General features: G+C 52.0%; 25 protein-coding genes and 1 other RNA gene. 17 read left to right on the top strand and 9 right to left on the bottom strand.

All coding sequences use genetic code 11. The features are described from left to right. The first annotated feature begins 9 nt into the window (after positions 1-9). Positions 10-687 (top strand): CpaD family pilus assembly protein, encoded by a 678-nt coding sequence (locus tag ACN0IC_RS07695; RefSeq protein WP_416878188.1) that lies wholly within the window; start codon positions 10-12, stop codon positions 685-687. 221 nt (positions 688-908) lie between these two features. On the opposite strand, the gene ACN0IC_RS07690 is transcribed toward ACN0IC_RS07695, so the two are convergent. Next, positions 909-1,148: a hypothetical protein gene (locus tag ACN0IC_RS07690; RefSeq protein WP_416878187.1), complete on the bottom strand. Its 240-nt coding sequence runs from the start codon at positions 1,146-1,148 to the stop codon at positions 909-911. Positions 1,149-1,153: 5 nt separating this feature from the next. On the opposite strand from ACN0IC_RS07690, the gene ACN0IC_RS07685 reads away from it, so the two are divergent. Genes ACN0IC_RS07685 through ACN0IC_RS07670 form a run of 4 tightly spaced genes read left to right on the top strand, consistent with a single transcriptional unit; the run spans position 1,154 to position 5,843 of the window. Next, complete coding sequence (locus ACN0IC_RS07685) at positions 1,154-2,464, top strand: AAA family ATPase (RefSeq protein WP_416878186.1); 1,311 nt, start codon at positions 1,154-1,156, stop codon at positions 2,462-2,464. Between the two features lie 6 nt (positions 2,465-2,470). Further along, entirely contained in the window at positions 2,471-3,877 is a 1,407-nt protein-coding gene (locus ACN0IC_RS07680) for a CpaF family protein (RefSeq protein ID WP_416878185.1), read from the top strand. A gap of 2 nt (positions 3,878-3,879) precedes the next feature. Further along, the gene (locus ACN0IC_RS07675; RefSeq protein WP_416878184.1) at positions 3,880-4,863 is read left to right on the top strand and encodes a type II secretion system F family protein; all 984 of its coding nucleotides are present in this window, start codon (positions 3,880-3,882) and stop codon (positions 4,861-4,863) included. A gap of 14 nt (positions 4,864-4,877) precedes the next feature. Further along, complete coding sequence (locus ACN0IC_RS07670) at positions 4,878-5,843, top strand: type II secretion system F family protein (protein WP_416878183.1); 966 nt, start codon at positions 4,878-4,880, stop codon at positions 5,841-5,843. Between the two features lie 77 nt (positions 5,844-5,920). Here the strand turns inward: ACN0IC_RS07670 and ACN0IC_RS07665 are convergent, their stop codons facing one another. Next, positions 5,921-7,294 (bottom strand): tetratricopeptide repeat protein, encoded by a 1,374-nt coding sequence (locus tag ACN0IC_RS07665; RefSeq protein ID WP_416878182.1) that lies wholly within the window; start codon positions 7,292-7,294, stop codon positions 5,921-5,923. Positions 7,295-7,473: 179 nt separating this feature from the next. Between ACN0IC_RS07665 and ACN0IC_RS07660 the strand changes: the two genes are divergently transcribed. The 3 genes from ACN0IC_RS07660 (at position 7,474) to ACN0IC_RS07650 (ending at position 10,297) form a co-directional block, all read left to right on the top strand. Continuing rightward, positions 7,474-8,910 carry a leucyl aminopeptidase family protein gene (locus ACN0IC_RS07660; RefSeq protein WP_416878181.1) on the top strand — a complete coding sequence of 479 codons (1,437 nt, stop codon included), beginning with the start codon at positions 7,474-7,476 and terminating at the stop codon, positions 8,908-8,910. 97 nt (positions 8,911-9,007) lie between these two features. Beyond that, positions 9,008-9,478, top strand: a complete 471-nt coding sequence (locus tag ACN0IC_RS07655) for a MarR family transcriptional regulator (protein WP_416878180.1) — start codon at positions 9,008-9,010, stop codon at positions 9,476-9,478. Positions 9,479-9,481: 3 nt separating this feature from the next. Further along, a complete protein-coding gene (locus ACN0IC_RS07650) occupies positions 9,482-10,297 on the top strand; it encodes an NlpC/P60 family protein (protein WP_416878179.1) in 816 nt (271 codons plus the stop codon). A gap of 26 nt (positions 10,298-10,323) precedes the next feature. Here the strand turns inward: ACN0IC_RS07650 and ACN0IC_RS07645 are convergent, their stop codons facing one another. Further along, entirely contained in the window at positions 10,324-11,100 is a 777-nt protein-coding gene (locus ACN0IC_RS07645; protein WP_416878178.1) for a c-type cytochrome, read from the bottom strand. A gap of 174 nt (positions 11,101-11,274) precedes the next feature. On the opposite strand from ACN0IC_RS07645, the gene ACN0IC_RS07640 reads away from it, so the two are divergent. Both ACN0IC_RS07640 and ACN0IC_RS07635 read left to right on the top strand, forming a co-directional pair. Beyond that, a complete protein-coding gene (locus tag ACN0IC_RS07640) occupies positions 11,275-12,114 on the top strand; it encodes a prephenate dehydratase (protein WP_416878177.1) in 840 nt (279 codons plus the stop codon). A 61-nt stretch (positions 12,115-12,175) separates the two neighbouring features. Next, entirely contained in the window at positions 12,176-12,625 is a 450-nt protein-coding gene (locus tag ACN0IC_RS07635) for a YHS domain-containing (seleno)protein (protein ID WP_416878176.1), read from the top strand. A 21-nt stretch (positions 12,626-12,646) separates the two neighbouring features. Here ACN0IC_RS07635 and nudC read toward each other — a convergent pair whose 3' ends face one another. After that, a complete protein-coding gene (nudC, locus tag ACN0IC_RS07630; protein ID WP_416878175.1) occupies positions 12,647-13,546 on the bottom strand; it encodes an NAD(+) diphosphatase in 900 nt (299 codons plus the stop codon). Between the two features lie 212 nt (positions 13,547-13,758). Between nudC and ACN0IC_RS07625 the strand changes: the two genes are divergently transcribed. Both ACN0IC_RS07625 and ffs read left to right on the top strand, forming a co-directional pair. Further along, complete coding sequence (locus ACN0IC_RS07625) at positions 13,759-14,286, top strand: porin family protein (RefSeq protein WP_416878174.1); 528 nt, start codon at positions 13,759-13,761, stop codon at positions 14,284-14,286. 120 nt (positions 14,287-14,406) lie between these two features. Next, positions 14,407-14,505: signal recognition particle sRNA small type (gene ffs / locus ACN0IC_RS07620), an RNA gene on the top strand. Positions 14,506-14,531: 26 nt separating this feature from the next. On the opposite strand, the gene ACN0IC_RS07615 is transcribed toward ffs, so the two are convergent. After that, positions 14,532-15,827, bottom strand: coding sequence for a cation:proton antiporter (locus ACN0IC_RS07615; protein WP_416878173.1), 1,296 nt, complete (start codon positions 15,825-15,827; stop codon positions 14,532-14,534). A 62-nt stretch (positions 15,828-15,889) separates the two neighbouring features. On the opposite strand from ACN0IC_RS07615, the gene ACN0IC_RS07610 reads away from it, so the two are divergent. The 3 genes from ACN0IC_RS07610 to ACN0IC_RS07600 all read left to right on the top strand — a co-directional run bounded on the left by ACN0IC_RS07610 (position 15,890) and on the right by ACN0IC_RS07600 (position 18,246). Then, the gene (locus ACN0IC_RS07610; RefSeq protein ID WP_416878172.1) at positions 15,890-16,018 is read left to right on the top strand and encodes a hypothetical protein; all 129 of its coding nucleotides are present in this window, start codon (positions 15,890-15,892) and stop codon (positions 16,016-16,018) included. 110 nt (positions 16,019-16,128) lie between these two features. After that, entirely contained in the window at positions 16,129-17,919 is a 1,791-nt protein-coding gene (locus ACN0IC_RS07605; protein ID WP_416878171.1) for a DNA polymerase III subunit gamma/tau, read from the top strand. A gap of 3 nt (positions 17,920-17,922) precedes the next feature. Continuing rightward, the gene (locus ACN0IC_RS07600) at positions 17,923-18,246 is read left to right on the top strand and encodes a YbaB/EbfC family nucleoid-associated protein (protein ID WP_416878170.1); all 324 of its coding nucleotides are present in this window, start codon (positions 17,923-17,925) and stop codon (positions 18,244-18,246) included. Here the strand turns inward: ACN0IC_RS07600 and ACN0IC_RS07595 are convergent. Further along, entirely contained in the window at positions 18,243-19,382 is a 1,140-nt protein-coding gene (locus ACN0IC_RS07595) for an endo-1,4-beta-xylanase (protein WP_416878169.1), read from the bottom strand. The two genes, ACN0IC_RS07600 and ACN0IC_RS07595, sit on opposite strands and share 4 nt — an antisense overlap. 241 nt (positions 19,383-19,623) lie before the next feature. On the opposite strand from ACN0IC_RS07595, the gene ACN0IC_RS07590 reads away from it, so the two are divergent. Continuing rightward, the gene (locus tag ACN0IC_RS07590; protein ID WP_416878168.1) at positions 19,624-20,547 is read left to right on the top strand and encodes an endonuclease/exonuclease/phosphatase family protein; all 924 of its coding nucleotides are present in this window, start codon (positions 19,624-19,626) and stop codon (positions 20,545-20,547) included. A gap of 61 nt (positions 20,548-20,608) precedes the next feature. Then, positions 20,609-21,214 (top strand): recombination mediator RecR, encoded by a 606-nt coding sequence (gene recR / locus ACN0IC_RS07585; RefSeq protein ID WP_416878167.1) that lies wholly within the window; start codon positions 20,609-20,611, stop codon positions 21,212-21,214. Here recR and ACN0IC_RS07580 read toward each other — a convergent pair. The 3 genes from ACN0IC_RS07580 to ACN0IC_RS07570 are packed head-to-tail and all read right to left on the bottom strand — an operon-like array spanning position 21,211 to position 23,550. Further along, entirely contained in the window at positions 21,211-21,570 is a 360-nt protein-coding gene (locus tag ACN0IC_RS07580) for a n-acetylglutamate synthase (RefSeq protein WP_416878166.1), read from the bottom strand. The two genes, recR and ACN0IC_RS07580, sit on opposite strands and share 4 nt — an antisense overlap. Then, the gene (locus tag ACN0IC_RS07575; RefSeq protein ID WP_416878165.1) at positions 21,567-22,715 is read right to left on the bottom strand and encodes a DNA recombination protein RmuC; all 1,149 of its coding nucleotides are present in this window, start codon (positions 22,713-22,715) and stop codon (positions 21,567-21,569) included. Before ACN0IC_RS07575 ends, ACN0IC_RS07580 begins: the two co-directional genes overlap by 4 nt. A 49-nt stretch (positions 22,716-22,764) precedes the next feature. After that, positions 22,765-23,550: an SDR family oxidoreductase gene (locus ACN0IC_RS07570; RefSeq protein ID WP_416878164.1), complete on the bottom strand. Its 786-nt coding sequence runs from the start codon at positions 23,548-23,550 to the stop codon at positions 22,765-22,767. Positions 23,551-23,663: the final 113 nt, after the last annotated feature.

The raw sequence follows: 23,663 nt of genomic DNA, 5'->3' as shown, positions 1-23,663 counted from the left end.
GAGATGATGATGATCAAGACCTCCACAGCTTTTAAACAAATCCTTCTCGCCTCCATCGGAGCCGGAATACTGACGGCGTGCGCGGTGCCAACGCCGTCCTACGCCCCGACGCCCTTGCGGAATCAAATCAAGGTCGCCGAATCCATTGAACGCCTGGAGCTTTATGCCCGCCCAGAAGGACTTGAGCTGTCCGCCCGGGATCAGTTTGCTGTCGGACAGTTTCTGGAAAGTTATCGCGTCGGCGGCGACGGTCCGCTTTATGTTAACCTACCCGCCGGAAAGATAACCGGTGCTGGCACGCAACAGGCCAATACCTTGCTGCGAACCATGATGGCACAAGCCGGGATCAATCCTGCCGCACTTCAAACAGGCGAATATCAGAGCGAGGCTGACGCGCCGTCGCCTGTCGTTGTCTCCTATAGAACTCTGAGAGCCATTCCGGCGGATTGCCGTTTTATGGATGACCTGACCCGAACTTATAATAATCAGCCCAGCCAGTCATTCGGATGTTCTCAAAACGCGAATTTGGCGGCGATGGTGGCGGATCCGCGTCAGTTCCTGGAACCGTATCCGGCGGCCAGTCCAAATTCACAGCGCCGGACTGTCGTCTATGACAAATATATAAAAGGTGAATCAACTGCGGCTGAGCGACCCCCGCAACAATCCGAAAAGTTTGATGCCGAATAATGACTTATAATATGGCCCCATATTCTTTCAGGAGCGGTCTCATTTTGAGCCAGACGGAAATGACCGGATGTATCCTATGACCCAAAGCCCAAATCCCCAAAATACAAACCCTCCCTCGCAGCCTACGCCTATGGGCCAGATGCCGGCACCGCAATTTGCGCCGCAACCTGTTCCAATGCCGCAAACCCAAAGACCGCAAAACCAGATGGCTGCGCCGCAACCTATGCCGAGGCCGCAAGGGATGCCGGGACAACACCCAAGTCAGCCGCAAGCGCAACCGCAGCGTCAGCCGCAACCTCACCCGCAACCACAGTCTGGACAAGGACAGCCGCAATTAGCTCCGCCATTGCAACCAAATCAGCAGTCTCCAAATCAGGGGGCAACGCCGCAACAACCGCCATATCAGAACCAGGGCCAGCAAGGTCAACCTCTGCCGGAGCGTATGCCGCCGCCGGCCGCAATGGGAATGAATCCCCCTGCTGAGGAAGAAGAAGCTGCCCGAGAAGGCGGTGAAAAGGCCCTGCCACAGATTTCCATTCACGCGTTTTGTGATCGCCAGGAGTCCGCCAGCGTCATAAATTCCACGACTCGTGATTGGCGCATGAAACGTGTCAACATGAAGATTTACATGGGCGGGCTTCCCTCCGCGATAGACTTTTATCGCAAGGAAAATACGCCAAGCCTCATTCTCGTCGAAACGGGTATGCGCGGGCCGGAGCTTTTCGCCCAGTTGGAACAGCTTGCCTCAGTCTGTGATGAAAACACCAAAGTTGTCATTATCGGGGCGGCAAATGATATTCGGCTCTACCGCCAGTTAATGGAAAAGGGCGTATCCGAATATATCGTTCCGCCTCTCATGCCGCTTAATCTGATCCGTTCACTCAGCGATCTTTATACCGATCCGGAAGCCCCGTTTATTGGGCGCGTTACGGCGTTTTTCGGCGCGAAGGGTGGAGTCGGTTCTTCAACTCTAGCGCATAATATGGCGTGGTGTCTCGCCGAAGGGCTGGGGCAGGAAACGGCTTTGGTTGACCTTGACAGTTCTTTCGGGACAACAGGTCTCGATTTTGCTTATGACAATTCACAAGGGCTGGAAGAGGCGCTCGGCCAGCCAGACCGTCTTGACGAAACGCTTCTGGATCGCATCATGATCCGTCATACAGCGAAACTGTCCATACTTCCGGCCGCTAGCTCTCTGAACAGCAAACCCATTCTCGATAGCGAGGCTTATGAAGCCGTAGTGAACGGCGTTCGGTCTATCAGCCCGCTCACCATATTGGATATGCCGCATTACTGGGCGGATTGGACAACCGGAGTGCTGACTAGCGTTGATGACGTTGTTATTACGGCAACGCCCGATCTGGCCAATCTCCGTAACACAAAAAACCTGGTGGATTTCCTTCGGTCGCAACGCCCGAACGATCCAGATCCGGTTTTGATCCTCAATAAAACGGGTATGAGTAAAACCGCAGAAATCCCTGTCAAGGAATTTGCCGCAGCTGTCGGCCTGGAGCCGAGCCTCGTCATCAGTTTCGACCCGGAGAGCTTCTTTGAAGCCGCGAATGAAGGCAAAATGCTCAATCAGGTCAAATCTGCAGATCGCACCGTGTCCGGATTAAACTATGTTGCCAACCGTTTGAAAACGGGCCGATTCGATATGGCTATGCAAAATGAGGGCGGAAAGCGGAAAATCGCTCTGCCCAAGAAGGATCGAAGCAAGCAAGGGGACACACAAAAAGGCAAATCTATCTTTTCATTCCTGAAAAAAGGAAAGTAAGCGCCCATGTTCGGTAAACGTTCAGACGCCACAGCGCTAAAAGCGCCTGCCACAGAAAAAAAGGTGGTAACGCCCCCTGTCCAGGCGGCGCCTTCCCCCGCGACTGAGGCCCAAGGGGCGTCTCGCGCGGCGGAGCCTTCAGAGGATTATTACGAAACCAAAGCAACGATTTTCAACGCCTTGTTTGAAACCATTGACGTTACGGCCCTGGCCGGAATGCAAATGGATAAAGCCCGCGAAGAAATTCGAACCATTGTGGACGAAATCATCGCCATCCGGAATGTGCGGCTGTCAGTTGCGGAACAAAACCAGCTTATAACAGAAATCTGTGACGATATTCTCGGCTATGGCCCCCTCGAGCCTTTGCTCATGCGTGACGATATCGCCGATATTATGGTCAATGGCGCAAAACACGTCTTCATCGAAACCAATGGTAAGATGATCAAGACGAATATCCGCTTCCGCGATAACACGCAGCTGATGAATATCTGCCAGCGCATTGTGAGCCAAGTGGGTCGCCGCGTTGATGAAGCCAGTCCGATTTGTGACGCGCGATTACTTGACGGGTCTCGGGTAAACGTGATTGCGCCTCCTCTTTCAATTGACGGGCCGTCGCTCACTATTCGGAAATTTAAAAAGGACAAACTCCAGCTGAAGGATTTGGTCAATTTTAAATCCATTTCTCCGGCCGGTGCGCGAGTGCTCGAAATCATTGGGGCCTGTCAGTGTAACATTGTTATTTCCGGCGGTACCGGTTCCGGTAAAACAACGCTCCTGAACTGTCTGACAGGATTTATTCATCCGGATGAGCGGATCATTACCTGCGAAGACGCCGCCGAATTGCAACTCCAGCAACCACATGTGGTTCGACTTGAAACCCGTCCGCCCAATCTCGAGGGCAAGGGTAAAGTCACAATGGCCGATTTGGTCAAAAACTGCCTGCGGATGCGTCCGGAACGAATTATTGTGGGTGAGGTCCGGGGACCCGAAGCCTTTGACTTGTTACAGGCCATGAATACGGGTCATGACGGCTCTATGGGAACGCTCCATGCCAACTCACCGCGCGAAGCTTTGTCCCGGCTGGAATCCATGATTACGATGGGCGGTTTTTCCCTACCGGCGAAAACAATCCGCGAAATGATTGTCGGCTCTGTCGATGTGATTGTGCAAGCGGCGCGCTTAAGAGACGGCTCTCGCCGTATCACAAAAATTACCGAAGTTATTGGCATGGAAGGGGACGTTATCGTAACCCAGGACCTTATTGTCTATGAAATGGACGGCGAAGACGCCCAAGGCAATATTATCGGAGAGCATAAATCTACTGGGATTGCCCGCCCGGCCTTCTGGGACCGCGCCCGATATTTCAATCTTGAAAAAGAATTGGCCCAGGCTCTGGATGAGGCCGGGAGTTAGGAATGGATCAAACTACGCTCATCGGAATAGTTGTCGTTGGTTTCGTTCTCGTGGCCGGATATATTCTCATGGGCGATGGCGGCGGTAAGAAAACTGAACGGCTGAAATCCATTTCCGGGGATATAAAGCAAAAAGAAAGCTTTCTCGGCAAACTCAAAACCGAAGATCAGGGAACGCGGCGAAAGCAAATTGAAGAAACGCTCTCTAAAATTGAAGAAAGACAAAAAAAGAAAAAAAAGAAAGCAAAGTCTCTGGAGATGCGCTTGGTTCAAGCGGACTGGTCTATAAAACCGGAAAAGTTTCTTATTATATCAGCAGTTCTTGCAGGGCTGGCCGGCGTTCCGGCCTTTCTTCTGGGCATGAATCCGTTCTTATGTCTCGGACTTGCTTTTGTGGTTGGATTTGGTCTTCCGCGGTTTTTCCTCAACAGCGCCATTACCCGGCGTCAGAAAAAATTCACAGCTCATTTTGCTGACGCGATGGATATTATTGTCCGCGGCGTTCGAACCGGCCTTCCGCTCAATGACTGTCTTAAAATTATTGCGCATGAGAGTCCCGACCCGCTTGGCGCGGAATTTCGCCGGGTTGTCGAAGGCGAAAGCGTAGGCATTCCGATTGAGGTCTGTCTGGAACAACTTTATGAGCGTATGCCCATTTCCGAGGTGAACTTTTTCGCAACCGTTCTAAACATTCAAAAGTCTACCGGCGGTAATCTGGGCGAAAGTCTTGCCAATTTGTCAGCTGTGCTGCGGGGACGCAAAATTCTACGGGAAAAAATCAAGGCCCTCTCGGCCGAAGCCAAAATGAGTGCGATCATTATTGCCTCTTTGCCTATTGTCGTCATGCTGCTCGTCACCATGATGTCCCCGGACTACATGAATGAACTGTATTTCACCTCGACCGGTCAAAGAAATATGATGATCGGGGCTGTCATGATGTTCATGGGCACGTTCATGATGCGCAAAATGATTAACTTCAAGTTTTAGGGGAGGAGTAGACCATGCCAGCTGAATCACTCGCCCTTCTTCAGAACTTTGCCTTTCTGGTTATCGCTTTGCTGACGGTTGCAACGCTTTACATTATTTTTGCGCCTATACTTGAAGGGGATAAACTCAAGAAACGGATGGACTCGGTCTCAAGCGCCCGCGAGGGATTAAAGAAAAACAGGATGGCCGAGCTAAACTCTGCCCAGAAAGGGTTGAGAACTGAAAATAAAGGGGCCGTTAAAAACCTTGTTGATCGGTTCTCTTTGCAAAAGCTCCTGGAAGCGTCTGATCTGAAAGATAAATTGGCTCAGGCGGGTATGCGCGGCCAAAAACCGGTTTATACCTTTTATCTATTCCGGCTTATTGCGCCAGTGGTGCTGTTTGTCTTGGGTATTCTATTCTTTGTTCTTCTCAATGTCCGCGAGTGGTCACTGATGCAGAACCTTTTCGTGACAATCTGCCTGACATTATTCGGGTTTTACTTGCCGGCTATTTACGTCAAGAACGCCGCCAGTAAACGCCTGGCCAATATTGTGCCTGTGTTTCCTGATGCGCTTGATTTGCTGCTTATCTGTGTGGAATCGGGGATGTCTGTGGAATTGGCATTCGGACGGGTCGCCGATGAAATGGCGGAAAGTTCGGTTGAGCTGGCTGAGGAGTTCTCTCTGACAACGGCTGAATTATCCTATCTTAGTAGCCGCCGTCTGGCCTATGAAAACCTTGCCCGGCGCAATAACCATCCGGGAATTCGGGCCGTGGCGACAGCCCTCATTCAGGCTGAACGATATGGTACGCCGCTCGGCGATACGCTTCGGACAATGGCGAATGAAAACCGGCAAATGCGGGTTATGCAGGCTGAGAAAAAGGCGGCGTCTCTGCCTGCCAAACTTACCGTACCCATGATCGTCTTTTTCCTTCCGGTTCTGTTTATCGTTATCCTGACCCCGGCAGGTATGCGCCTCGGAGCCGCTCTGGGATAGATTGCCGAAAGAAACTACAAACCAAAAAAAGCCGCTGAGTTTTCAGCGGCTTTTTTATTCCGTATCTGCAATCAAACTTATCTTCGCTCGCGCAAGGCCCCGCGCGGCTCTTGCGGCTGCGGCGGATAGGGCGTGCCTGTATTTCCTTGGGGAGGATAAGGCTGCGCTTGAGGCGGCTGATATTGCGCTCCGGATGAGCCCGGGTCAGCCCGTCCTGGAAAATAAGGCGCCGCTTGGTCTTGAGCGCTCTGGTTTTGTCTTTGAGGTGCCGACGATGTCTGCGGACGCCGAAGCGCGGGATTGGCCGGTCTCGCGCCCACATTTCCAGCTAACTTCGCCAGAATGTGTTCCTGCGCTTGTTGTTGCTCGGGGCTCACGATTTGCGTTTTGGGCCTCGCGCCAGACTGTTGGGCCGCCAGGCGGGCCGCGTCACTGGCGGAGCTGCCTTGTGGATAGGGCGCCGTTTTGTTCTGAGAGGCGCTCGCGCCCGATTGAACAGACGGAGAATTTTGCACAGTGATTTTGGGAGGCGGAGAGGTAAATCCGCTATCAGCATTTGTCCCCTGATAGTTTCCGGAACTATTATATTGCGCCGTGGCTTGGGGCTGGGATTGCGGAGAAAGTGAAGTCGATGCTCTGTCCTGCGATGAGGCACTGCCGCGTATGGTTTGTGCTGGCTGCGCGTTTAGGTTTGGCAATCGGCTGGATGACTGACTTTGGGCCATCCGTGCCATAGATTCAGCTTCTTCGGTTTTACCCTGAATTTGAAGCACGAGGGCCAGGTTTTGACGGACGCTTTTAGAGGCTCCCGGAATGGCAACGGCCCGTCTTAACCAGGTTTCGGCTGTCACCGGATCTCCAGATAGAGCATAGGACAAGCCCATATTGGCCATAACGCTCGGATCGTTCGGCGTAATGTCCAGCGCGCGAGTGTAGTATTTACGGGCCAGCTCATATTGCTCTTGCTGATCCAGCGCCGCGCCTTTCAGCGACCATAGACGTCCATAAGCCGGGGCGTAGTTCAGAGCCTGATCCAATGGCTCCATCGCATCGACGGAACGCTCCGAGGCAATCAAAGCCGCCGCATATTCTGCCGCCAGATACGGATCACGGGGATAAAGCGCCCGCGTTGTTTGGGTGATTTCAACAGCGCGTTGAGGATTGCCGAGTTTGCGAATAGTGGCCGAGAGTTTGATGGCAGATTCCAAATCGCCCGGATTAAGATCATATTCGCGCATCCAGAAGGCCGCCTGTGCCAAAGTGTCTTGCGTTTCAATACCGTCGCGAAGGGCGCGATTGGCGGGCTGAAAACTTTCCTTGCTCATACTTTCGGAAAGTTCGCGTTCGGTCTCCGTGTATTGCGGGGCGGTGGCGCATCCGGCCAAACCGCTGACAAGCCCTGCCGCTAATAGCCCCGAGCCCAATAAAATTCGTAATTTATGTGATGTCATGTTAGGCTTTGCCTCCTGCAATGTGCATTTCGGTCGTGCGACACGTCTTGCACCTGCCTTTAATTGCGTTCACAATCGTAAACAGAGACGGTTAATGCTTCGTTAGTATTCTGCGCCGATCACTGAGATGGGTCCTGCCTCAAAATCGAAGCTAAAATGATAGAGAAAGAAAAGTCACAATGTCCGATTCCCCCTCCGAAACGCCAATTTTTGTTCGAGCTTCAGAGCTAAGTGACAAGGAAGCGACCTCGATTATTCCGATTTATTGTGTCCGGCCGGACGAGTGGGCAGATGTAAAGTCTTCACTGGACGACATAGGTCAAAGCTATGCAACAGCCCGTGGCTTTTGCGCGGATGCCGGACAGAGAGTCCGGCTCCCGAAACCGGACGGATCCGTATCTGCGGTGCTTTATGGTTTAGGGCCTGTTGAAGATGACGATCTCGGCCCGATACGCGTCGGGGGATTATCTTCAGCCCTGCCGGAAGGGTTCTACAAACTGGCCGTAATTCCCAAAGACTGGAAACGGGCTCTGGCCGAAACCGGTTGGGGAATGGGCGCTTACAAATTCGAAACATATCTGAAAGATGAAACCCGATTTCCTACTCTTGTTGTCAGCGAAGAGAGCCCCCTGGTGGAAATCCAGTCTCTGGCCGATGCGACGGCGCTTTGCCGCGATCTTATCAACACACCGGCAAGCGATATGGGGCCTGTGGCTCTGCACAAAGCTGCGGTGGATCTGGCAAAAGAATACGGCGCAACGGTGTCGGCTACGGTCGGCGAAGAGCTGCTCGAAAAAAACTTTCCCATGATCCATGCGGTGGGCCGCGCCGCGCATGAGCCGCCGCGCCTGGTGGAATTTGAATGGGGAGACCCCTCTCACCCCCGTCTGGCACTAGTCGGCAAAGGAATTACTTTTGATACGGGCGGCGTGAATATCAAAGGCGCCTCAAGCGCGCGCCTGATGAAGAAGGATATGGGCGGCGCGGCGCATGTGCTGGCACTGTCTAAACTCATCATGGAAAACAATTTGCCGATACGATTGCATTGTCTGGTGGCGGTCGCGGAAAATGCTGTCTCGGCAGGCGCTTACCGCCCCGGCGATATTCTGCATTCGAGAGAGGGGCTGACCGTCGAAATCGACAATACGGATGCGGAGGGACGTCTGGTTTTGGGCGACAGCCTGACCAAAGCCGCTGAAAGCGAACCAGCTCTCATCATCGATTTCGCGACTTTGACCGGTGCCGCGCGTGTGGCGATGGGACCGCAAGTGCCGCCTTTCTTTTGCAACCGCGAAAAGCCCGTTTCGGATGTTCTCGCGCAGGGCGAAACACAAGTTGATCCCATCTGGCGCATGCCGCTCTGGAAACCCTATTATTCTCTTCTCAGCTCTCCCATTGCCGATATGAAAAATGCGGGGGGCAGTTTTGCCGGCTGTATTACGGCCGCCCTATTCCTGCAGCGTTTCGTCAAAAACCGTCCGTGGATGCATTTGGATACCTATGGTTGGAATCCAAGTAATCGGGCCGGCCACCCCAAGGGAGGCGACATGTATGGCGTGCGCGCACTGTATTTCTGGCTCAAGGCCGGCGGGTTGAACTCCGACCTCTCGAAATAGTTAAGAAAGTCTTAAAAAAATATAGAGTCCTTTTAAGGTCTTAGCCCGTTCCGGGGCCAGGGCCGTTGGTTTGCGTCTTGACCAAAGAATCCCGCCTATGCGATTCCTTGATTCGGTTGCAAATCAGGGACAAATATTTATGGCGGACGGTGCAGACAATACAGTGGTTTTTCTGGCGCCGGTTCCCTCGGCTTCGCGTCAGGCCTCTAAAGCGCCGCTTCCTCTGGCCCGTCCAAAAATAAACCTGTCCGAAGGATTGGACCTTTGGCGCCAAGTGACAGTAAAGTCTGTCCGGGCCAGCGAGCCGGACTTGTCGACCCGGCAAATGGCGGTGCTGATGACAATTTATCTCTCCGAGGGGCCGCATACCGTTCGGTCTCTGGCCAAGCATTTGGAGGTGACAAAAGCCGTCATTTCGCGCGCCATTGATCGACTTACTCATCATGGGTATGTTGAACGCGCGCCGGATCACAGGGATAAACGCTCTGTGGTTATGTGCCGGACCTCCGGCGGAATTCATTATTTAAGGAATTTTGCCCGGATCATCCAAACGGAATTTACGGCGTAAGCTATGGCGGATTCACGAGTGAGCCTTCCGAATGCGGATATGCCGCTCCTCTCTACGGCCCACATTATTGCGCCGTCTGCACCGCTTCGTGATAATCGCGGATGGCGTGAAGGATTGCAGACAGAGTTGCTTCACGGCCAGAAGTTCAATGTATACGAAACAGGCCGCGGCTGGGTCTGGGGGCAAGCGGTTTCCCTGGTTCCCGGAAGCGATAGGCCGGGATATGTGGGCTATGTTCCCAAAAAATCAGTTTCTGACGACGTGTTCGAAGCGAGCCATTGCATAGCCGCCTTACGCGCTCCGGTTTTTAACAAACCGAATATCAAATCCCATATTATACACGCGCTCCCTCTCAACTCTCAGATTCAGGGGCAATCAGAAGAAGGTGATTTTTTGCAGATCGGAGCGGGGGCCTATATTCATGTCCGTCATTTAAGAGCTTTGTCTGAACCGAGTGAAAATCTGGACTTTGTCGATATCGCTGAAATATATCTTGGAGCGCCCTATGTGTGGGGCGGGACTGGGGCAATGGGAGTGGATTGCTCCGGCTTGCTTCAAATGGCGCTCTGCGCCGCAGGAGTTGACGCCCCGAGAGATGCAGACATGCAGGAAGATGAGCTGGGAGAACGTCTCGCCATAGAGGATATGGATAATCTGAAACGTGGAGACCTGGTTTTTTGGCCGGGTCATATCGGCATCATGTGGGATGCAGAGACTTTACTCCACGCCAATGCGTTTCATATGAAAACAGAGAAAGAACCTTATGCCGAGGCGCTCGCACGTATTGGAACGCCCCGCAGAGTTAAACGGTTGAAATAACCGAACTTGAGAATAACAAGGCCCGATTACTGGGGCGTTGTTTCTTCTGTCTCTTCGGTGACTTCTTCGGAAGCGTCTGTTTCTTCTGTCTCATCCTCGGCTTCAGTTGGATCAGGCGTTGGATCGCCAATACTGGCTTCAACGGCGTCTCCGCTTTCATCGATAACCGGTGTTTCCGTATTTTCAACGTCGACGTTATCTGTGTCTGAAGGGTCTGAGCTGGCGTCTTCCGCCATATCCGTGGCTTCTTCAGGCTCGGGGGCCGCAACAGCTTCGGGCCTTGGTTCGGGACTGCTGTCATTCACCCGTAAATATTCGATCACGGCGGCCCGGTCTTCTTCTTTTTTCAGGCCGATGAAAGCCATTTTAGTCCCGCTTAAATGCGCGGCGGGTTTTGTCAGAAATCCGTCCAGCTCCTCGAATGTCCAGTTATATCCCACTGATGACATGGCAGAGGAATAGTTAAACCCGGCATGGCTCCCTGCTTGATTTCCAACAACGCCGTAAAGCGCCGGTCCTGTACCATTGGCTCCGCCGGCCTCGACATTATGGCAGGACTGGCATTTCTTGAAGACTTTTGCGCCTTCTTCCGCGTTCATAGCGTCCACCCAGCTTTGTTGCGGGAAAGGAAGGTCAATGGCTTCTTCTTCGCCGGACGCTATTTCAATGGCGCCGACGGAATAGACAGGTGTTTCAGGGGCGTCCGTATGCATGAAAAAATGCGGAACTTCGCGCAAAACCATGACACCCAGAGCGGTTGCCAGAACGGCCCCTGCAATTTTGTTGAAACCAAGCTCATCCATGGGACGATTTCCTTCGTAATCTTATGCTTCTATAACGCGGCAAAGACAGCCCCGTTTGTTTGGTGGTCTTAATATAAACATATCACACGAAAGCAAATGGAAAACCTCTTGCGGCACACCGTCGCAAAGGCTTTAAGCGCAAATTACAGCCCTTTTAGCAGGATTGAGACGATTATGAGCGATGTGATAGTTTATCAGGGGGAATCCGGAGCCTATTCCCATCTGGCCTGTCAGGCGTATTTCCCAGATTATACCCCGCTTCCTTGTGCAAGTTTTGCCAGCGCCTTTGCCCGGGTTCGAAGCGGTGAGGCGCAGCTGGCCATGATTCCCGTTGAAAATACTGTCGCCGGACGTGTGTCCGATATTTACCACCTTTTGCCAGAAGGTGGTCTTCACATAATCGGCGAACGTTATTTGGCCGTCCATCACCAATTACTCGGCGTAAAAGGCGCAAGAAAAGAAGACATCAAAACGGCCCGTTCACATCCGATGGCGTTGGGGCAGGTGAGAAAGAAGTTGCTTGAATGGAATATACGCTCTGTTGCGGATGTGGATACAGCCGGAGCGGCCCGCAAAGTGGCCGAACTGGGCGATAAATCCGTGGCGGCAGTGGCCTCTCGGCTTTCCGCAGAGACTTATGATTTGGATATATTGGCGGAGGATATCGAGGATGAAGCCCATAACACGACGCGGTTTCTTGTTCTGGCGCCTAACCCCATCATGCCCGTCCTGACAGACGGCCCGGTTGTTACCAGTTTCGTATTCAAGGTGAGAAGCGTTGCCTCCGCGCTCTATAAAGCCTTGGGCGGGTTTGCGACGAACGGAATCAATATGACAAAGCTGGAAAGTTATATGGTCGGCGGGTCTTTCACGGCGGCTCAGTTTTACGCCGATGTCGAAGGTCACCCTGATAGTGAGGCCATGCGCCATGCGCTGGAGGAGCTTTCATTTTTCTCGGAAAACCTGACAATTCTCGGCACTTATCCGGCCGACGAAATCCGCAATTTAGGATAGGGCTCAGAATGTTTCGGGGAAAAGGACTGTTGCTTTTCCAAGAAACACTTATGTTAAGGGTATGAAACTACTCCTCATATCAACGGCGTTGTTTGGGTGGGTGAGCCTGACTCCATTGGCTGCTCAGGCCGCAGATGACCCTATTTACACATCCTGGCGCAATAATTTGGCGCTGGGCGGATATGATGCCGTTAGTTTTTTTTCCGGTAATCCGCAAAAAGGCGAAAGAGAGTTTTCGACCATCTATAAAGGCGCAAGATGGTATTTTCAGACAGAGGCCAACCGGGATCTCTTCGTCTCCAATCCAAGTGCCTTTGAGCCGCAATTTGGCGGATATTGTGCCTGGGCCATCTCTAAAGGAAAGCTGGCCAGAGGCTCTCCGTCCCATTGGTATGTGGAAGATGGGAAGCTTTATCTAAACTTTAGTGAACGCATCCGGGATCGCTGGCTGGCAGATAAAAATGACTTTATTTCGATTGCCAACTCACGTTGGCCGGAAATCCTGGAATAAGCCCAAAAGTTATTGGCAGCGTTAGCCCTGCTCGACCCAATATTTCATCAGTTGATTAGCAATGGTGACGCGCGGAGGCCGTAAAAAGGCATCTCCGGTTTTGTCAAAGACGGCTTTTACCTCTTCGCGAGTAAACCAGCGGCAGTCTTCCAACTCGTCCTTATTGACGACAATATCCGTATTGATGGCGTCGCTGATAATGCCCATCATGAGCTGGCTTGGGAAAGGCCAGGGCTGGCTGGCAATATAGCGGTGATTTTTGGTCTTGATTCCACTTTCTTCTTCGACTTCGCGGGCCACAGCTTCTTCTATGGTTTCGCCGGGTGAGACAAAACCTGCCAGGGCGGACATAGACCCCTCCGGCCAGCCATGACCGCGGCCCAATAAGAGCTTGTCCTCGTGCACGACCAGCATAATGACAACCGGGTTGACGCGGGGGAAATGTTCTGCGGCGCAGGTCTCGCGGGAGCAGATACGTTTGTTTCCGCCCTCACCGGGGTTAGTGGGAGCGGCGCATTTTGGACAGAAAGGATGCTGAAAATGCCAGTCCAGAATAGATTTGGCCCGGCCGGCCATTGAGAGTTCATCGGCGCTTAAGTGTCCTCCTGCAGCCCGAAGGTTCTGAAAATCTTTTTCCAAGGTCACCGCATCGTTTTTCTGTAGATTGCCGACGAAAATCGGACGCTCGCCTTCCAGCCCTAAGAAGATGACATGTGGATCCACCAGATTCTGGCCAATCAACTCGGAGGGGTGAATGCGAATAAGCTTTCCTTGCGCATCAATCGCCGGCTGACCCTTGTGAAACAAAATCGCCCGGGCAGCGGGTTTGGCCATAAAGGCCTGAAGTTCATCCGGAGAGCGGCGGGTTTCGCAAAAATCAATGGGGCTACCCGCAAAAGGCATGAGATCAGTATAAGTCATGAGGCTCTATAACGGGGCTAATCTCAAAAGACACGGCGTAAATAACAGCATAAAGGAGAATTGGAAATATAGCGGCTTTTAGCCCAAAATTACCCGGAATTTAGAAACAGTGATAAAAATACAACGACTTTCAGGGCGAGCATATTGCCGGGGAACGAAGCGCCGTGAATGAGCATATCCTTTTCCGTGTTTAATCACGAAAGGATAAAACAATGAGAAAACTAACAACTTCTGCCCTAGCGGGTTCAATGGCACTTTCCATGGCGTTTTTTGCCAGCGCAGGTGTCGCTCAAGCTCAGGATTCAGGGGCTTATGGTACTCTGGGTGCCAGCACCTACGAATTCGACACATACAATGCCACAGGTCGTCTGGGGTATAATTTCAACCGCTATTTCGGTGTTGAGGGCGAAGGCTCTATCGGCGTCATTGGCGAAGAAGAAAATGGCGTGGAAACAGACACAGAGTGGGATCTGGGCGCTTATGCTGTCGGGCGTCTTCCCATTACGGAACGCGTCGAAGCCTTTGCCCGTGCGGGTTACACCGTTGTGAGTGTTGAGACAGAAACTGCCGGAGTCAAGTTTCAGGACGAAGCGGACGGCTATGCTGTTGGCGGCGGACTGCAATACAATATGGACAGCCGAAATGGTATTCGGGCCGGATATACCTATAAGGACGGCGAGATTGGCGGCGTAGATATTGACGCTGATGTGTGGGATATCGCCTATGTGAGGAAATTCTAAAACGGCTGAATTTTCAGGCGGGTCAAACCGTCTCTCGGAAGCCCCGGTCAAAACTTTGGCCGGGGTTTTTTCTGGGCTCAAGACTTGCGCCTGACATTATCATTGTCCATATAGCCGCTCGGAAGGTTGGCTTTGGACGGGAATCCGCGCCAACCCGGTCAGGTCGGGAACGAAGCAGCCGTAACGTGGCTTTTTCGGGTCAGGGTTCAGCCTTCCACTCTTTTCCCAAACTTGCCATGTCAGTTTCAAGCGGTTTCTTTCTCGCCTGTTTTTGCGTTCTCACTGTCAGTGTCATCAGTTTCCTCCACGCCCGCATCAGTCATCCAGCGATTTGAGAGACTACCGTGTACCAAGGCCGAGATCAGTATGGTGAAACTAATGACGCACCAAATTCTTTCCGGATTGGCAAAATCAACCTGATTTAGTCCGAACGCCGCGTAAAAAATCGAACCCATGCCCCGAATGCCGAAGAACGCGATTTTGGCACGGTCGGTTTTATCCATATTATGACCCAATAGGGAGATCCATCCCGCCAGCGGTCGGATAATAAAGACAACCGCCAATGCAATCGCAAAATCCTGCCAGGTCCAGACATGCCAGAGAGAGCCTCCGATAAATGTTCCGAACCAAAGGAGGATAACGGCCAATAAAATGGATTCTAGCTGATCTGCCGACTTGTGCGTTTTGTTCTCATACGGCTCCGCTTTTGTGTCCTTGGTCAAGGCTCTCGCGGCGCGGGCCGAAATGAAGACGGATAAAAAGCCGTACCCATGAACCAATTCCGCGAGCCCGTAAGAAAGAAATGTGGCGGCGAGCAGAACCAGGGCCGCATTGGAGCGATTATTCGTCGCGTCGCCAATTGAGGAAAACAGGATTTTTGTCAGACACCATCCGACGGCAAGTCCGGCAATAATTCCTGTCGTGATGCGGTAAATTACATCTTCGAGTATCCAGTTCCCCCATGAAAAATCACCTGTGGCAAGAGCCAGACCTACCGCTAGCCAAATGAACGGAAAGGCCAGCCCATCATTTAACCCGGCCTCGGATGTGAGCGCCGTCCGCGTGCCGTCTTGCTCGCTATGGGGCGAACCCACGGAGACGGATCTCGCCAATACAGGGTCGGTTGGGGCAAGAGCGCCCGCCAACAGAACCGCTCCGGCCACGCTAAGTCCGGCTAGATTTATTCCGAGCCAGACAACGCATAAAATTGTTAGGGGCATGGCAATCGCCAGTAATCGCCATGTCGGCTGCCACGTTCGCCAACGGGCTTTGAGATCAATGGAAAGTCCTGCCCCGGCGAGGGAAATAATAACAATTAACTCAGAGGCGTGTTCGACAATTTTAGCTTCTATTTCGGTTCCCATAGGATTTATGACAGGCAACCCAATCAGAGCCCCAACTATACCAACCACAATATATATGATTGGAATATTGAAGAGCATTTTATCGCGGAAGGCAGGCTGAAAGGTCAGCCCCATAAATGCTGCCCCTATCAAGCTGTAATAGAAAGCAATCTGATTTTGCATTATGAAGTCAGTCATTGCATGCCTTACGCACAGGGAACCGCTTTGGCTCAAGTTCGTTTATACATAAAGGAGTTTATATGCCTGACAATGAACAAGCCAGAACAGATGATATGCCGAGCACGCCTAAACCGCATCATAAACGGCTGAGTACTATAGTTATTCTCGCCGTCTTTATTGGCGTTATAGCCGTGGTGGTCTTTCTTTAGCTAGGAATTGAAATTCGGTCCTTTTGGGAATTGGATTAACTGTGGACGCGTAGCGGAGTTTAAGGCCTTCACCCTTTCCCCGCCCCGTCATTCTGCCTATATATTTTGGGATGACCAAGACTCAGCAACAATCCTATCAGGTACTCGCGCGTAAATACCGCCCTTATACCTTTGAAGATATGATTGGTCAGGACGCAATGGTGACGACGCTCACCAATGCATTTGAGGCAGGTCGCGTGGCTCATGCCTTTATGATGACGGGCGTTCGCGGTATTGGTAAAACCACGACGGCGCGCCTTCTGGCGCGGGCGCTCAATTACGAAACTAACGAGATTGATCACCCCTCGACGGATCTGTCCAAACCGGGCAAGCATTGCGATCTGATCATGACCAGTTCTCATATGGATGTGCTGGAGATGGACGCCGCCTCTCGGACAGGCGTCGAAAATATGCGCGAAATGCTCGACGGCGTACGCTACGCTCCGGCGACGGCGCGTTACAAGGTTTATATAATTGACGAGGTGCATATGCTCTCGGCGGGGGCGTTTAATGCGCTATTGAAAACCCTCGAAGAACCCCCTGATCACGCCAAATTTATTTTTGCGACGACCGAGATTCGAAAAGTCCCCATCACGGTTCTCTCCCGCTGCCAGCGTTTTGACTTGCGTCGGGTTGATGCCGGGGTGCTGGCTAAACATCTGCGCGGAATTTGCGAAAAGGAAAATGTCAAAGTCTCTGATGAAGGACTGGCATTGATTGCGCGGGCGGCGGAAGGGTCTGTTCGCGATTCCTTATCGCTGCTTGACCAAGCCATTGTTCAGGCCGGGCTGAACGGTGATGAAGTCAGCTTTGAACAGGTTCGTACAATGCTGGGTCTGGCGGATCGCGTCCGCGTCCTGGACTTATTCGGTATGGCGGCGCTCGGGGACGGAAAAGGCGCGATTACGGAAATGCGCGCTCAATATGATGACGGCGCCGACCCCGCCGTAGTGATGCGCGACCTTATGGATATTTGCCATGAGATCAGCCGTGCGAAAACGCTCGAAGATGACGCTGATTTTGACGCGGCGCCGGACCAGATAGACCGAATTAAAAAATTGGCAGAGCAGCTTTCCATGGGAGAGCTGACGCGGCTGTGGCAAATACTGACGCAGTCCCACAATGAAGTCCGCTTGGCCCCGGCGCCTCTCGCGGCTGCGGAAATGGCCATGCTGAAACTGGCTGTGGCGGGACAAATGCCGCCGCCGGAACTTGCTGCGCAGATTATCGAACAGGCACAAAAATCAGTCAAAGACGGCGGAGAGGGGCTTCCCGTTCTACCGTCCGCTCCGCCGTCAGCCCACTCCGCAACATCTGTGACGGCTCCCGCGACGTCAAAAACGTCAGAGGTAGCTAAACAAGAAGTGGACTCGAGCGGTTCGTCTCAGGCGACTGCACAGCTCAAAGCACCCAAACCTGTCGCGTCCGGGCCGCCTCCAATTGAGCTGAAGAGTCTGTCAGACTTGGTGGAGGCTTTGCCCGAAACGATGATTAAACTCCGCTCGGACATAGAACGCTATGTCCGTCCGGTTCGGTTTCGCCATGGTAGCCTCACGATAGAATTGGTCAGCTCTGCTCCTTCCTCTTTGGTTGGTAAAATGGTGAGTGCCATTCAGGACCTGACGGGTGAACTCTGGATTATTTCGACTGAACAAAGTGGCGGCGGCCCTACGTTAGCGGAATTGCGCCGTAAGGCTAAAAAAGAGCAGGCGGAAAAAGACCGCGCGCATCCCGCTTTTTCTCATTCACTACTGAAAAATGCCAAATTACTCGGTATTACGGAAATAGAAAATCATAACGTCATTAAAGGCGATTTCGGACATGAACCGACATCTGCCGAGACAGACGATGAAGAGGATTAAATCATGAAAGATTTGATGGGCCTGATGAAACAGGCAAAAGACATGCAAAAGAAAATGGAACAGGCTCAGGCAGAAGTCGCCGACCTTGTTGTGGAAGGAAAGTCCGGAGGCGGGCTTGTGACAGTAACGCTCACAGGCGGCGGAAATATGAAAGGGCTCAAAATTGATCCGAGCCTTTTATCAGACGAAGAGGCCGAGATACTTGAAGATCTGATCGTGGCCGCTTTCCAAGACGCCAAGGCCAGGCTTGATACGGCGCAAGGCGAAACCATGAAAAACGCCATGGGCGACGTTCAGCTGCCGCCCGGGATGAAAATGCCGTTTTAACGCGGTTTGGCCGTCTTGAAGGATTTTTCTACGGCGTAGTAAAGCGGTTTCGGCTCCATATTTTCATCAAATAGAGTCGAGCGTTTCTCTACGCCGTCTTCACGCGGCCACCATTCCTGCAGCCAGCTATATTTATCTGACAGACCCCAGGCGAGAACGTCTTTGACTTCGCTGTAATCCAGCATCATATCGAGGAAAGCGCCGCCATAATCGGCCACTAACCGGTCACGGGTTTTGATATCTGCGGGAAGGCGGGTGTCGTTTACATCAAATTCCGACAAGATGAGGTCGTAGTCCATCGCGACGATTTCATCGATAAATTGGCGGAACTCTTTGCGCTGTGGATCCGGATAAACTCCGGATGGATAAACGTCTCCGTCACCTGTTCCCAAATGGGATTGCACGCCGAACGCATCTATTGGCACATCGTTTTTGCGGAAATGTTCCAGGAGTTTTAAGACGCCGGAGATGTGTTTTTCATTTCCGGGCTCCCAGATCATATAATCATTATAGACGAGCTGTGTATCGGGGAGGTGTTTCCGGGCTTCCCGAAAGGCAAAATCCACAACATCCGGTCCGTAATTTCGTGTGAAAACAGTGTCGCGCATCAACCCCGTTTCCGGCGAAATGGTTTCATTGACCACGTCCCAGCTGGAGATACGTCCTTTATAATGCGTCGCGAGATCCCGGATATAATCAGTCAGATAAGCCTTCATGCCTTGGCGCGGGTCGGGCCCAAAATCGTAGTCCGGCATCCAGGCGGGGAGAAAATCGTCCCGATTCCAGAGCAGAACGTGACCGCGCATCGCCATATCGTTTTCTTCTGCGAAAACTACAATCGCGTCACCGCGCGAGTAATCCATTGGGCCTTTTTCGCCCTGCGTCACATAGATTTTATGTTCATTTTCGGCGACGAGAATGCCGCATTCGCGTTTGATCACGTCAAGATAAGCAGGGTCTTGCAGAGCATCGGATCCTATCGCCGTCCCAAAACGCAAGCCTTTGGTGCGGGCTAAATCATTTAAACCTGTTACTTGCGATACTGTCGGAATTTGAGCTGTGTTTGCACATCCCGTTAAAGAGGCCAAACTGGCTCCGCCAAGTAATCCGATTGTTTCCCGACGATTAAAGCTCATCAGCCTCTCCTTTAGTAATTCCCTGCTAGTCAGAACTAGCATTCGGGAGCAAATATGACAACGTTGTCTTTTTATTTATTTGCGATTACGGACTATTGAGGAGATCAATATTTCAAAAAGTTAGACATAATGGCTGTCATGGAACGAGTTATCGATTACTGCTTTATATAAATATGCAAAAAAAGGGTCTGTCATAACACATTTCATCGAATTTCTTTTTTTCGCTCTGATGGCGGTGGGCGTGGTCGGGGCTATTATTCCGGTGTTCAACCTTCAAATTTGGTGGTTAAGAGCCTGGACCTATACCCGGATTCAGCTCTTATATATCGCCGCAATAGTCTATATTGTTTATCATTATGCCTTCGGATTGAACGCCTTTATGCTCGTAGGGCTGCTCATAATTGTTGGGTTTTGTCTAAAAGACATTTTTGCTTTTACCGTTTTTGGGCGCAAGCTGACGAAAGATGCAGATCCGAATTCTTCCGCTCCGCATATCAAACTGCTCGCCGCGAATGTACTTATGGAAAATGACAGCGCCAGCGGATTATTGGCTTCCATAGACGATAAGGACCCCGACGTTATCCTGATGGTGGAGACAGATGAAAAATGGCGCGGTTTTATGAAAGATGTCGAAGCGCGTTATCCGCATAATTTTCTACTGCCTCTACCGGATCATAACGGGATGTTGTTTTATTCCAAATTCCCGATTTTAGATGTTCAGGACAGGCGCTTGATCCAGGATCATATCCCATCTCTTAAAATTGATCTCGAATTCGAGAAAGGTCATAATTTCAGACTTTACGGCGTTCATCCGCGCCCTCCGCGTCCGCAAGACGATACAGAGGATATGGATCACGAGCTTCTGATTATTGCCAAAGAAGTTAGAGAGACCAATGGGCCAACTCTGGTTATGGGGGATTTGAACGATGTCGGGTGGTCCCCCACGACAAAGCGATTCCTCGCGATCAGCGAGATGCAGGACCCGAGGCGCGGGAGGGGACTATATAATACATTTAACGCAAAAAATATTTTGCAGAGATGGCCGCTGGATCATATTTTTCACACGCCGCATTTTAAATTGGTCAGGATGGAACGATTGCCAAAATTCGGCTCTGATCACTTTCCGATGTTTGTGGAATTGACGCTGGAGTCTCTGCAGGACTGAATTCAGACTCTCTTACCGGGCCTTTCGCCTGCTAAGCTGAAACCGAATCAAAAGGGTTGTTATGTCAGGCTTGAATGTCAGTCCGGAAATAGAGCGCCTCATCGCGCTTTTGGCCAAATTGCCGGGGCTTGGTCCGCGTTCGGCCCGGCGCGCCGCACTGGACCTATTGAAGAAACCGGACGCCCTTATGCGGCCCTTATCTCGGGCTTTGGGGGAGGCGGCGGAGCGCATTTCCACCTGCCGGATTTGTGGTAATGTGGATTCCCGTAATCCCTGTCATATCTGTACGGCCCCGGGCCGGGATAAATCCATCATATGTGTTGTGCAGGACGTGGCCGACCTCTGGGCGATGGAGCGAGCGAGCGCCTTTAAAGGCCAGTATCATATTCTCGGCGGGACGCTGTCAGCGCTGGACGGTATACGGCCTGAGGATTTGAATATTGCTGCTTTGATAGAGCGGGCTTCCGATCCAGACCTCAAGGAGGTTATTCTGGCGATGAATGCCACCGTCGACGGGCAAACCACGGCGCATTATATTACGGATCATCTTTCCGGGACGGGCGTTTCGATTTCCCGTCTGGCCCACGGCGTGCCGGTCGGCGGAGAACTTGATTATCTGGATGACGGGACGATATCCGCGGCGATGAAAAGCCGGCGGCCCTTTTAAAACTCTTCCAATATTGACGTGCCGGAGCTTTGTTTCGGGCTCGTCCACTGCCAGCTTTCATGAAGGCGCAATTTGCCGGAAGGCAGAACTTCCGGCACGGTATGGCATTTGCCGGTCATGAGGGCGCCAGATTTATTACGATGATGGTAACGCAGATCAAGAGAGCCGTCGCGCGCTATGATTCCTATAAGTTGCCCAAAGGCGATTTCGCCCCCTGAATAGGTCGCCGTGACCAGATCATGGTCTTGTTGGTAAATGAAAATTGTCTCGGAGGAGGTTTCTGACGCCCCTTGCGTTTGAACAGGCCGAAAAAGTCTTCCGCCATAATAGATTGGGGTCTTCGGCCGCTTGGTCATTCATTTGTCTTAGGAAATTGAGCGATATTGTCGGTCGAGCTGTCCCGCTCTTTCAATTCGAGGCTCTCAATTTTGTCCGCACGGCCGGAAATCTTCTCGGTCGATATACGGATTTGACGCATATCCTCCGTCGTTTGATTGAAATGGTTTTGCAGTTTCGCGACCCTCTCGTCGAGGCGCGTCACGTCTTTGGACATTTTCCCGACTTCGCTTTGAATAATATGGGCCTGTTCGCGCATGGCGGCGTCACGCATCACGGCTCTCATGGTGTGAAGGGTCGCCATAAAGGTCGTTGGAGAGACGATCATCACCTTCTTCGTAAAGCCGTGCTCAATGACTTGCGGGAAATGCGTGTGGAGCTCGGCGTAAACGGCCTCGCTGGGCAGGAACAACATCGCGATATCGTGGGTCTCGCCAAATATGAGGTATTTCGAAGCAATGTCATTGATATGGCGGGTGACATCTGCTGCAAACCCCCGTTTGGCGACGGTGCTTTGATCCGTATTGTCCGCTTCGGTCAGGCGCCGCCACGCTTCCATTGGAAATTTGGAATCAATGGCCACATCGCCTTGCTCTCCGGGCAGGTGGATAAGCGCGTCCACGCGTTTCCCGTTTGAAAGTGTATGCTGAAAGGAAAACGCATTGGGCGGTAGATAGGTTTCTATCAGGTCCTGCATCTGTTTTTCGCCAAATGCCCCGCGGGCTTGCTTGTTGGAAAGCAGAGATTGCAGGCCGGAGACTTCGCCGGACAAAGTCTCGATATTCTTTTGCGCGCGATCAATCAGCGCCAGCCGTTCATGAAGTTGTTTCAGATTGGCGGAGTTTCGCTCCTGCGTATCGACAATAGACTTTCCCACACGCTCAGACACTTTGGACAGGCGTTCGTCCAAACTTTGACGGAACATGGTGTCGCGCTGGGCGCTATCCTCGGCAAATTGCGACAAGCGTCCCTGAAGCTCTCCTTGCTGAGCCTGCATTTCCAGTAATTTTTCCCGAAGCTGCGCGGCCTGTCTCGCGCTCTCAGGATCCTTGCGCCCGCTCGAAAATATCAGCGTGATCATTGCGCCGATCAACGCAAAGGCCAGAAGCAGAATAATGTGGACCAGAGAAAGGTCTAGCCCGCCAAATGTAAGGAGAGGTTCCATATTTGTTCTAATGACACGGAAAATCGAGTCGGGGAAGGGGAAGAGTAGCCTATTCTCGGCTTGGGGCCGCTACAGAGCCTGCCAAAAGCCCGCCGTCAATCGTCATCTCTGCGCCTGTTATATAAGCTGCTTCGTCTGAGGCGAGCAGGACGGCCATGGCCGCGACTTCGCTGGGCTGTCCAAACCGCCGCGCGGGCGTATCGGCGACGAAACTTGCCATACGGGCTTCGCGGTTCTTGCCATCCCCGAGCATAGGCTCCCACATTGGCGTTAAAATGGCGGCAGGGTGAATGGAATTACAGCGGATATTTAAACCTTGTCCCGCGCAATACAGCGCAACTGTTTTCGTATGGTTTCGAATGGCGGCCTTTGACGAGGCATAGGCAGCCGCTTGCGGGATGCCGACCATTGCTGAGCGCGAGGACATATTAATGATCGAACCCGCGCCTTTGGGGCGCATGGCTTTGATCGCATATCGGCACCCTAGAAATGTACCGTCCAGATTTACGCGGTGTACATTGCGCCAATCTTTCAAGGCGGCGTGTTCTGGGTCTTGGGAGGCGGCGCTATCTTCAAATCCCGTAATGCCCGCATTATTCACAAGCACATCAACTTCGGGACAAAGCTCAGCGAGTTTGTTCCAATGATCCTCACGCGCCACATTAAGTTCAAATGCCTTTGCGCCTAACGTCTCGGCAGTAACTTGGGCGGCTTTTAAATCAATGTCCGTAACAATGACGGTTGCCCCTTCGTTTATAAAGGCTTCGGCAATGGCTGCGCCAATGCCACGGGCGGCGCCTGTGATAACACAGGTCTTATTTTCTAATCGTTTCATGGAACATCCAGAAAAAGATGTGAATTCCGCTTAATCACCAAAGCGGAGAAATAATCTAATATTTAAATTTGATTATTTATTCACGTTTCATTCTCCTGATGCGCTAAATAGAT

It is taken from the genome of Litorimonas sp., from assembly GCA_029936425.1.
Taxonomy (GTDB): Bacteria; Pseudomonadota; Alphaproteobacteria; order Caulobacterales; family Maricaulaceae; genus Litorimonas.
This window is presented reverse-complemented; position numbering and strand designations above follow the sequence as displayed.

What these genes read in the sequence shown, in the direction of transcription:
- ACN0IC_RS07660 (WP_416878181.1), top strand. Translation starts at nt 7,474, where the DNA reads ATGTCCGATTCCCCCTCCGAAACGCCAATTTTTGTTCGAGCTTCAGAG.
- ACN0IC_RS07635 (WP_416878176.1), top strand. Translation starts at nt 12,176, where the DNA reads ATGAAACTACTCCTCATATCAACGGCGTTGTTTGGGTGGGTGAGCCTG.
- ACN0IC_RS07625 (WP_416878174.1), top strand. Translation starts at nt 13,759, where the DNA reads ATGAGAAAACTAACAACTTCTGCCCTAGCGGGTTCAATGGCACTTTCC.
- ACN0IC_RS07575 (WP_416878165.1), bottom strand. Translation starts at nt 22,715, where the DNA reads ATGGAACCTCTCCTTACATTTGGCGGGCTAGACCTTTCTCTGGTCCAC.
- ACN0IC_RS07615 (WP_416878173.1), bottom strand. Translation starts at nt 15,827, where the DNA reads ATGACTGACTTCATAATGCAAAATCAGATTGCTTTCTATTACAGCTTG.
- ACN0IC_RS07650 (WP_416878179.1), top strand. Translation starts at nt 9,482, where the DNA reads ATGGCGGATTCACGAGTGAGCCTTCCGAATGCGGATATGCCGCTCCTC.
- ACN0IC_RS07645 (WP_416878178.1), bottom strand. Translation starts at nt 11,100, where the DNA reads ATGGATGAGCTTGGTTTCAACAAAATTGCAGGGGCCGTTCTGGCAACC.
- ACN0IC_RS07695 (WP_416878188.1), top strand. Translation starts at nt 10, where the DNA reads ATGATCAAGACCTCCACAGCTTTTAAACAAATCCTTCTCGCCTCCATC.
- ACN0IC_RS07640 (WP_416878177.1), top strand. Translation starts at nt 11,275, where the DNA reads ATGAGCGATGTGATAGTTTATCAGGGGGAATCCGGAGCCTATTCCCAT.
- ACN0IC_RS07680 (WP_416878185.1), top strand. Translation starts at nt 2,471, where the DNA reads ATGTTCGGTAAACGTTCAGACGCCACAGCGCTAAAAGCGCCTGCCACA.
- ACN0IC_RS07580 (WP_416878166.1), bottom strand. Translation starts at nt 21,570, where the DNA reads ATGACCAAGCGGCCGAAGACCCCAATCTATTATGGCGGAAGACTTTTT.
- ACN0IC_RS07665 (WP_416878182.1), bottom strand. Translation starts at nt 7,294, where the DNA reads ATGACATCACATAAATTACGAATTTTATTGGGCTCGGGGCTATTAGCG.
- ACN0IC_RS07610 (WP_416878172.1), top strand. Translation starts at nt 15,890, where the DNA reads ATGCCTGACAATGAACAAGCCAGAACAGATGATATGCCGAGCACGCCT.
- ACN0IC_RS07670 (WP_416878183.1), top strand. Translation starts at nt 4,878, where the DNA reads ATGCCAGCTGAATCACTCGCCCTTCTTCAGAACTTTGCCTTTCTGGTT.
- recR (WP_416878167.1), top strand. Translation starts at nt 20,609, where the DNA reads ATGTCAGGCTTGAATGTCAGTCCGGAAATAGAGCGCCTCATCGCGCTT.
- ACN0IC_RS07595 (WP_416878169.1), bottom strand. Translation starts at nt 19,382, where the DNA reads ATGAGCTTTAATCGTCGGGAAACAATCGGATTACTTGGCGGAGCCAGT.
- ACN0IC_RS07675 (WP_416878184.1), top strand. Translation starts at nt 3,880, where the DNA reads ATGGATCAAACTACGCTCATCGGAATAGTTGTCGTTGGTTTCGTTCTC.
- ACN0IC_RS07605 (WP_416878171.1), top strand. Translation starts at nt 16,129, where the DNA reads ATGACCAAGACTCAGCAACAATCCTATCAGGTACTCGCGCGTAAATAC.
- ACN0IC_RS07655 (WP_416878180.1), top strand. Translation starts at nt 9,008, where the DNA reads ATGCGATTCCTTGATTCGGTTGCAAATCAGGGACAAATATTTATGGCG.
- ACN0IC_RS07685 (WP_416878186.1), top strand. Translation starts at nt 1,154, where the DNA reads ATGAATCCCCCTGCTGAGGAAGAAGAAGCTGCCCGAGAAGGCGGTGAA.
- ACN0IC_RS07600 (WP_416878170.1), top strand. Translation starts at nt 17,923, where the DNA reads ATGAAAGATTTGATGGGCCTGATGAAACAGGCAAAAGACATGCAAAAG.
- nudC (WP_416878175.1), bottom strand. Translation starts at nt 13,546, where the DNA reads ATGACTTATACTGATCTCATGCCTTTTGCGGGTAGCCCCATTGATTTT.
- ACN0IC_RS07570 (WP_416878164.1), bottom strand. Translation starts at nt 23,550, where the DNA reads ATGAAACGATTAGAAAATAAGACCTGTGTTATCACAGGCGCCGCCCGT.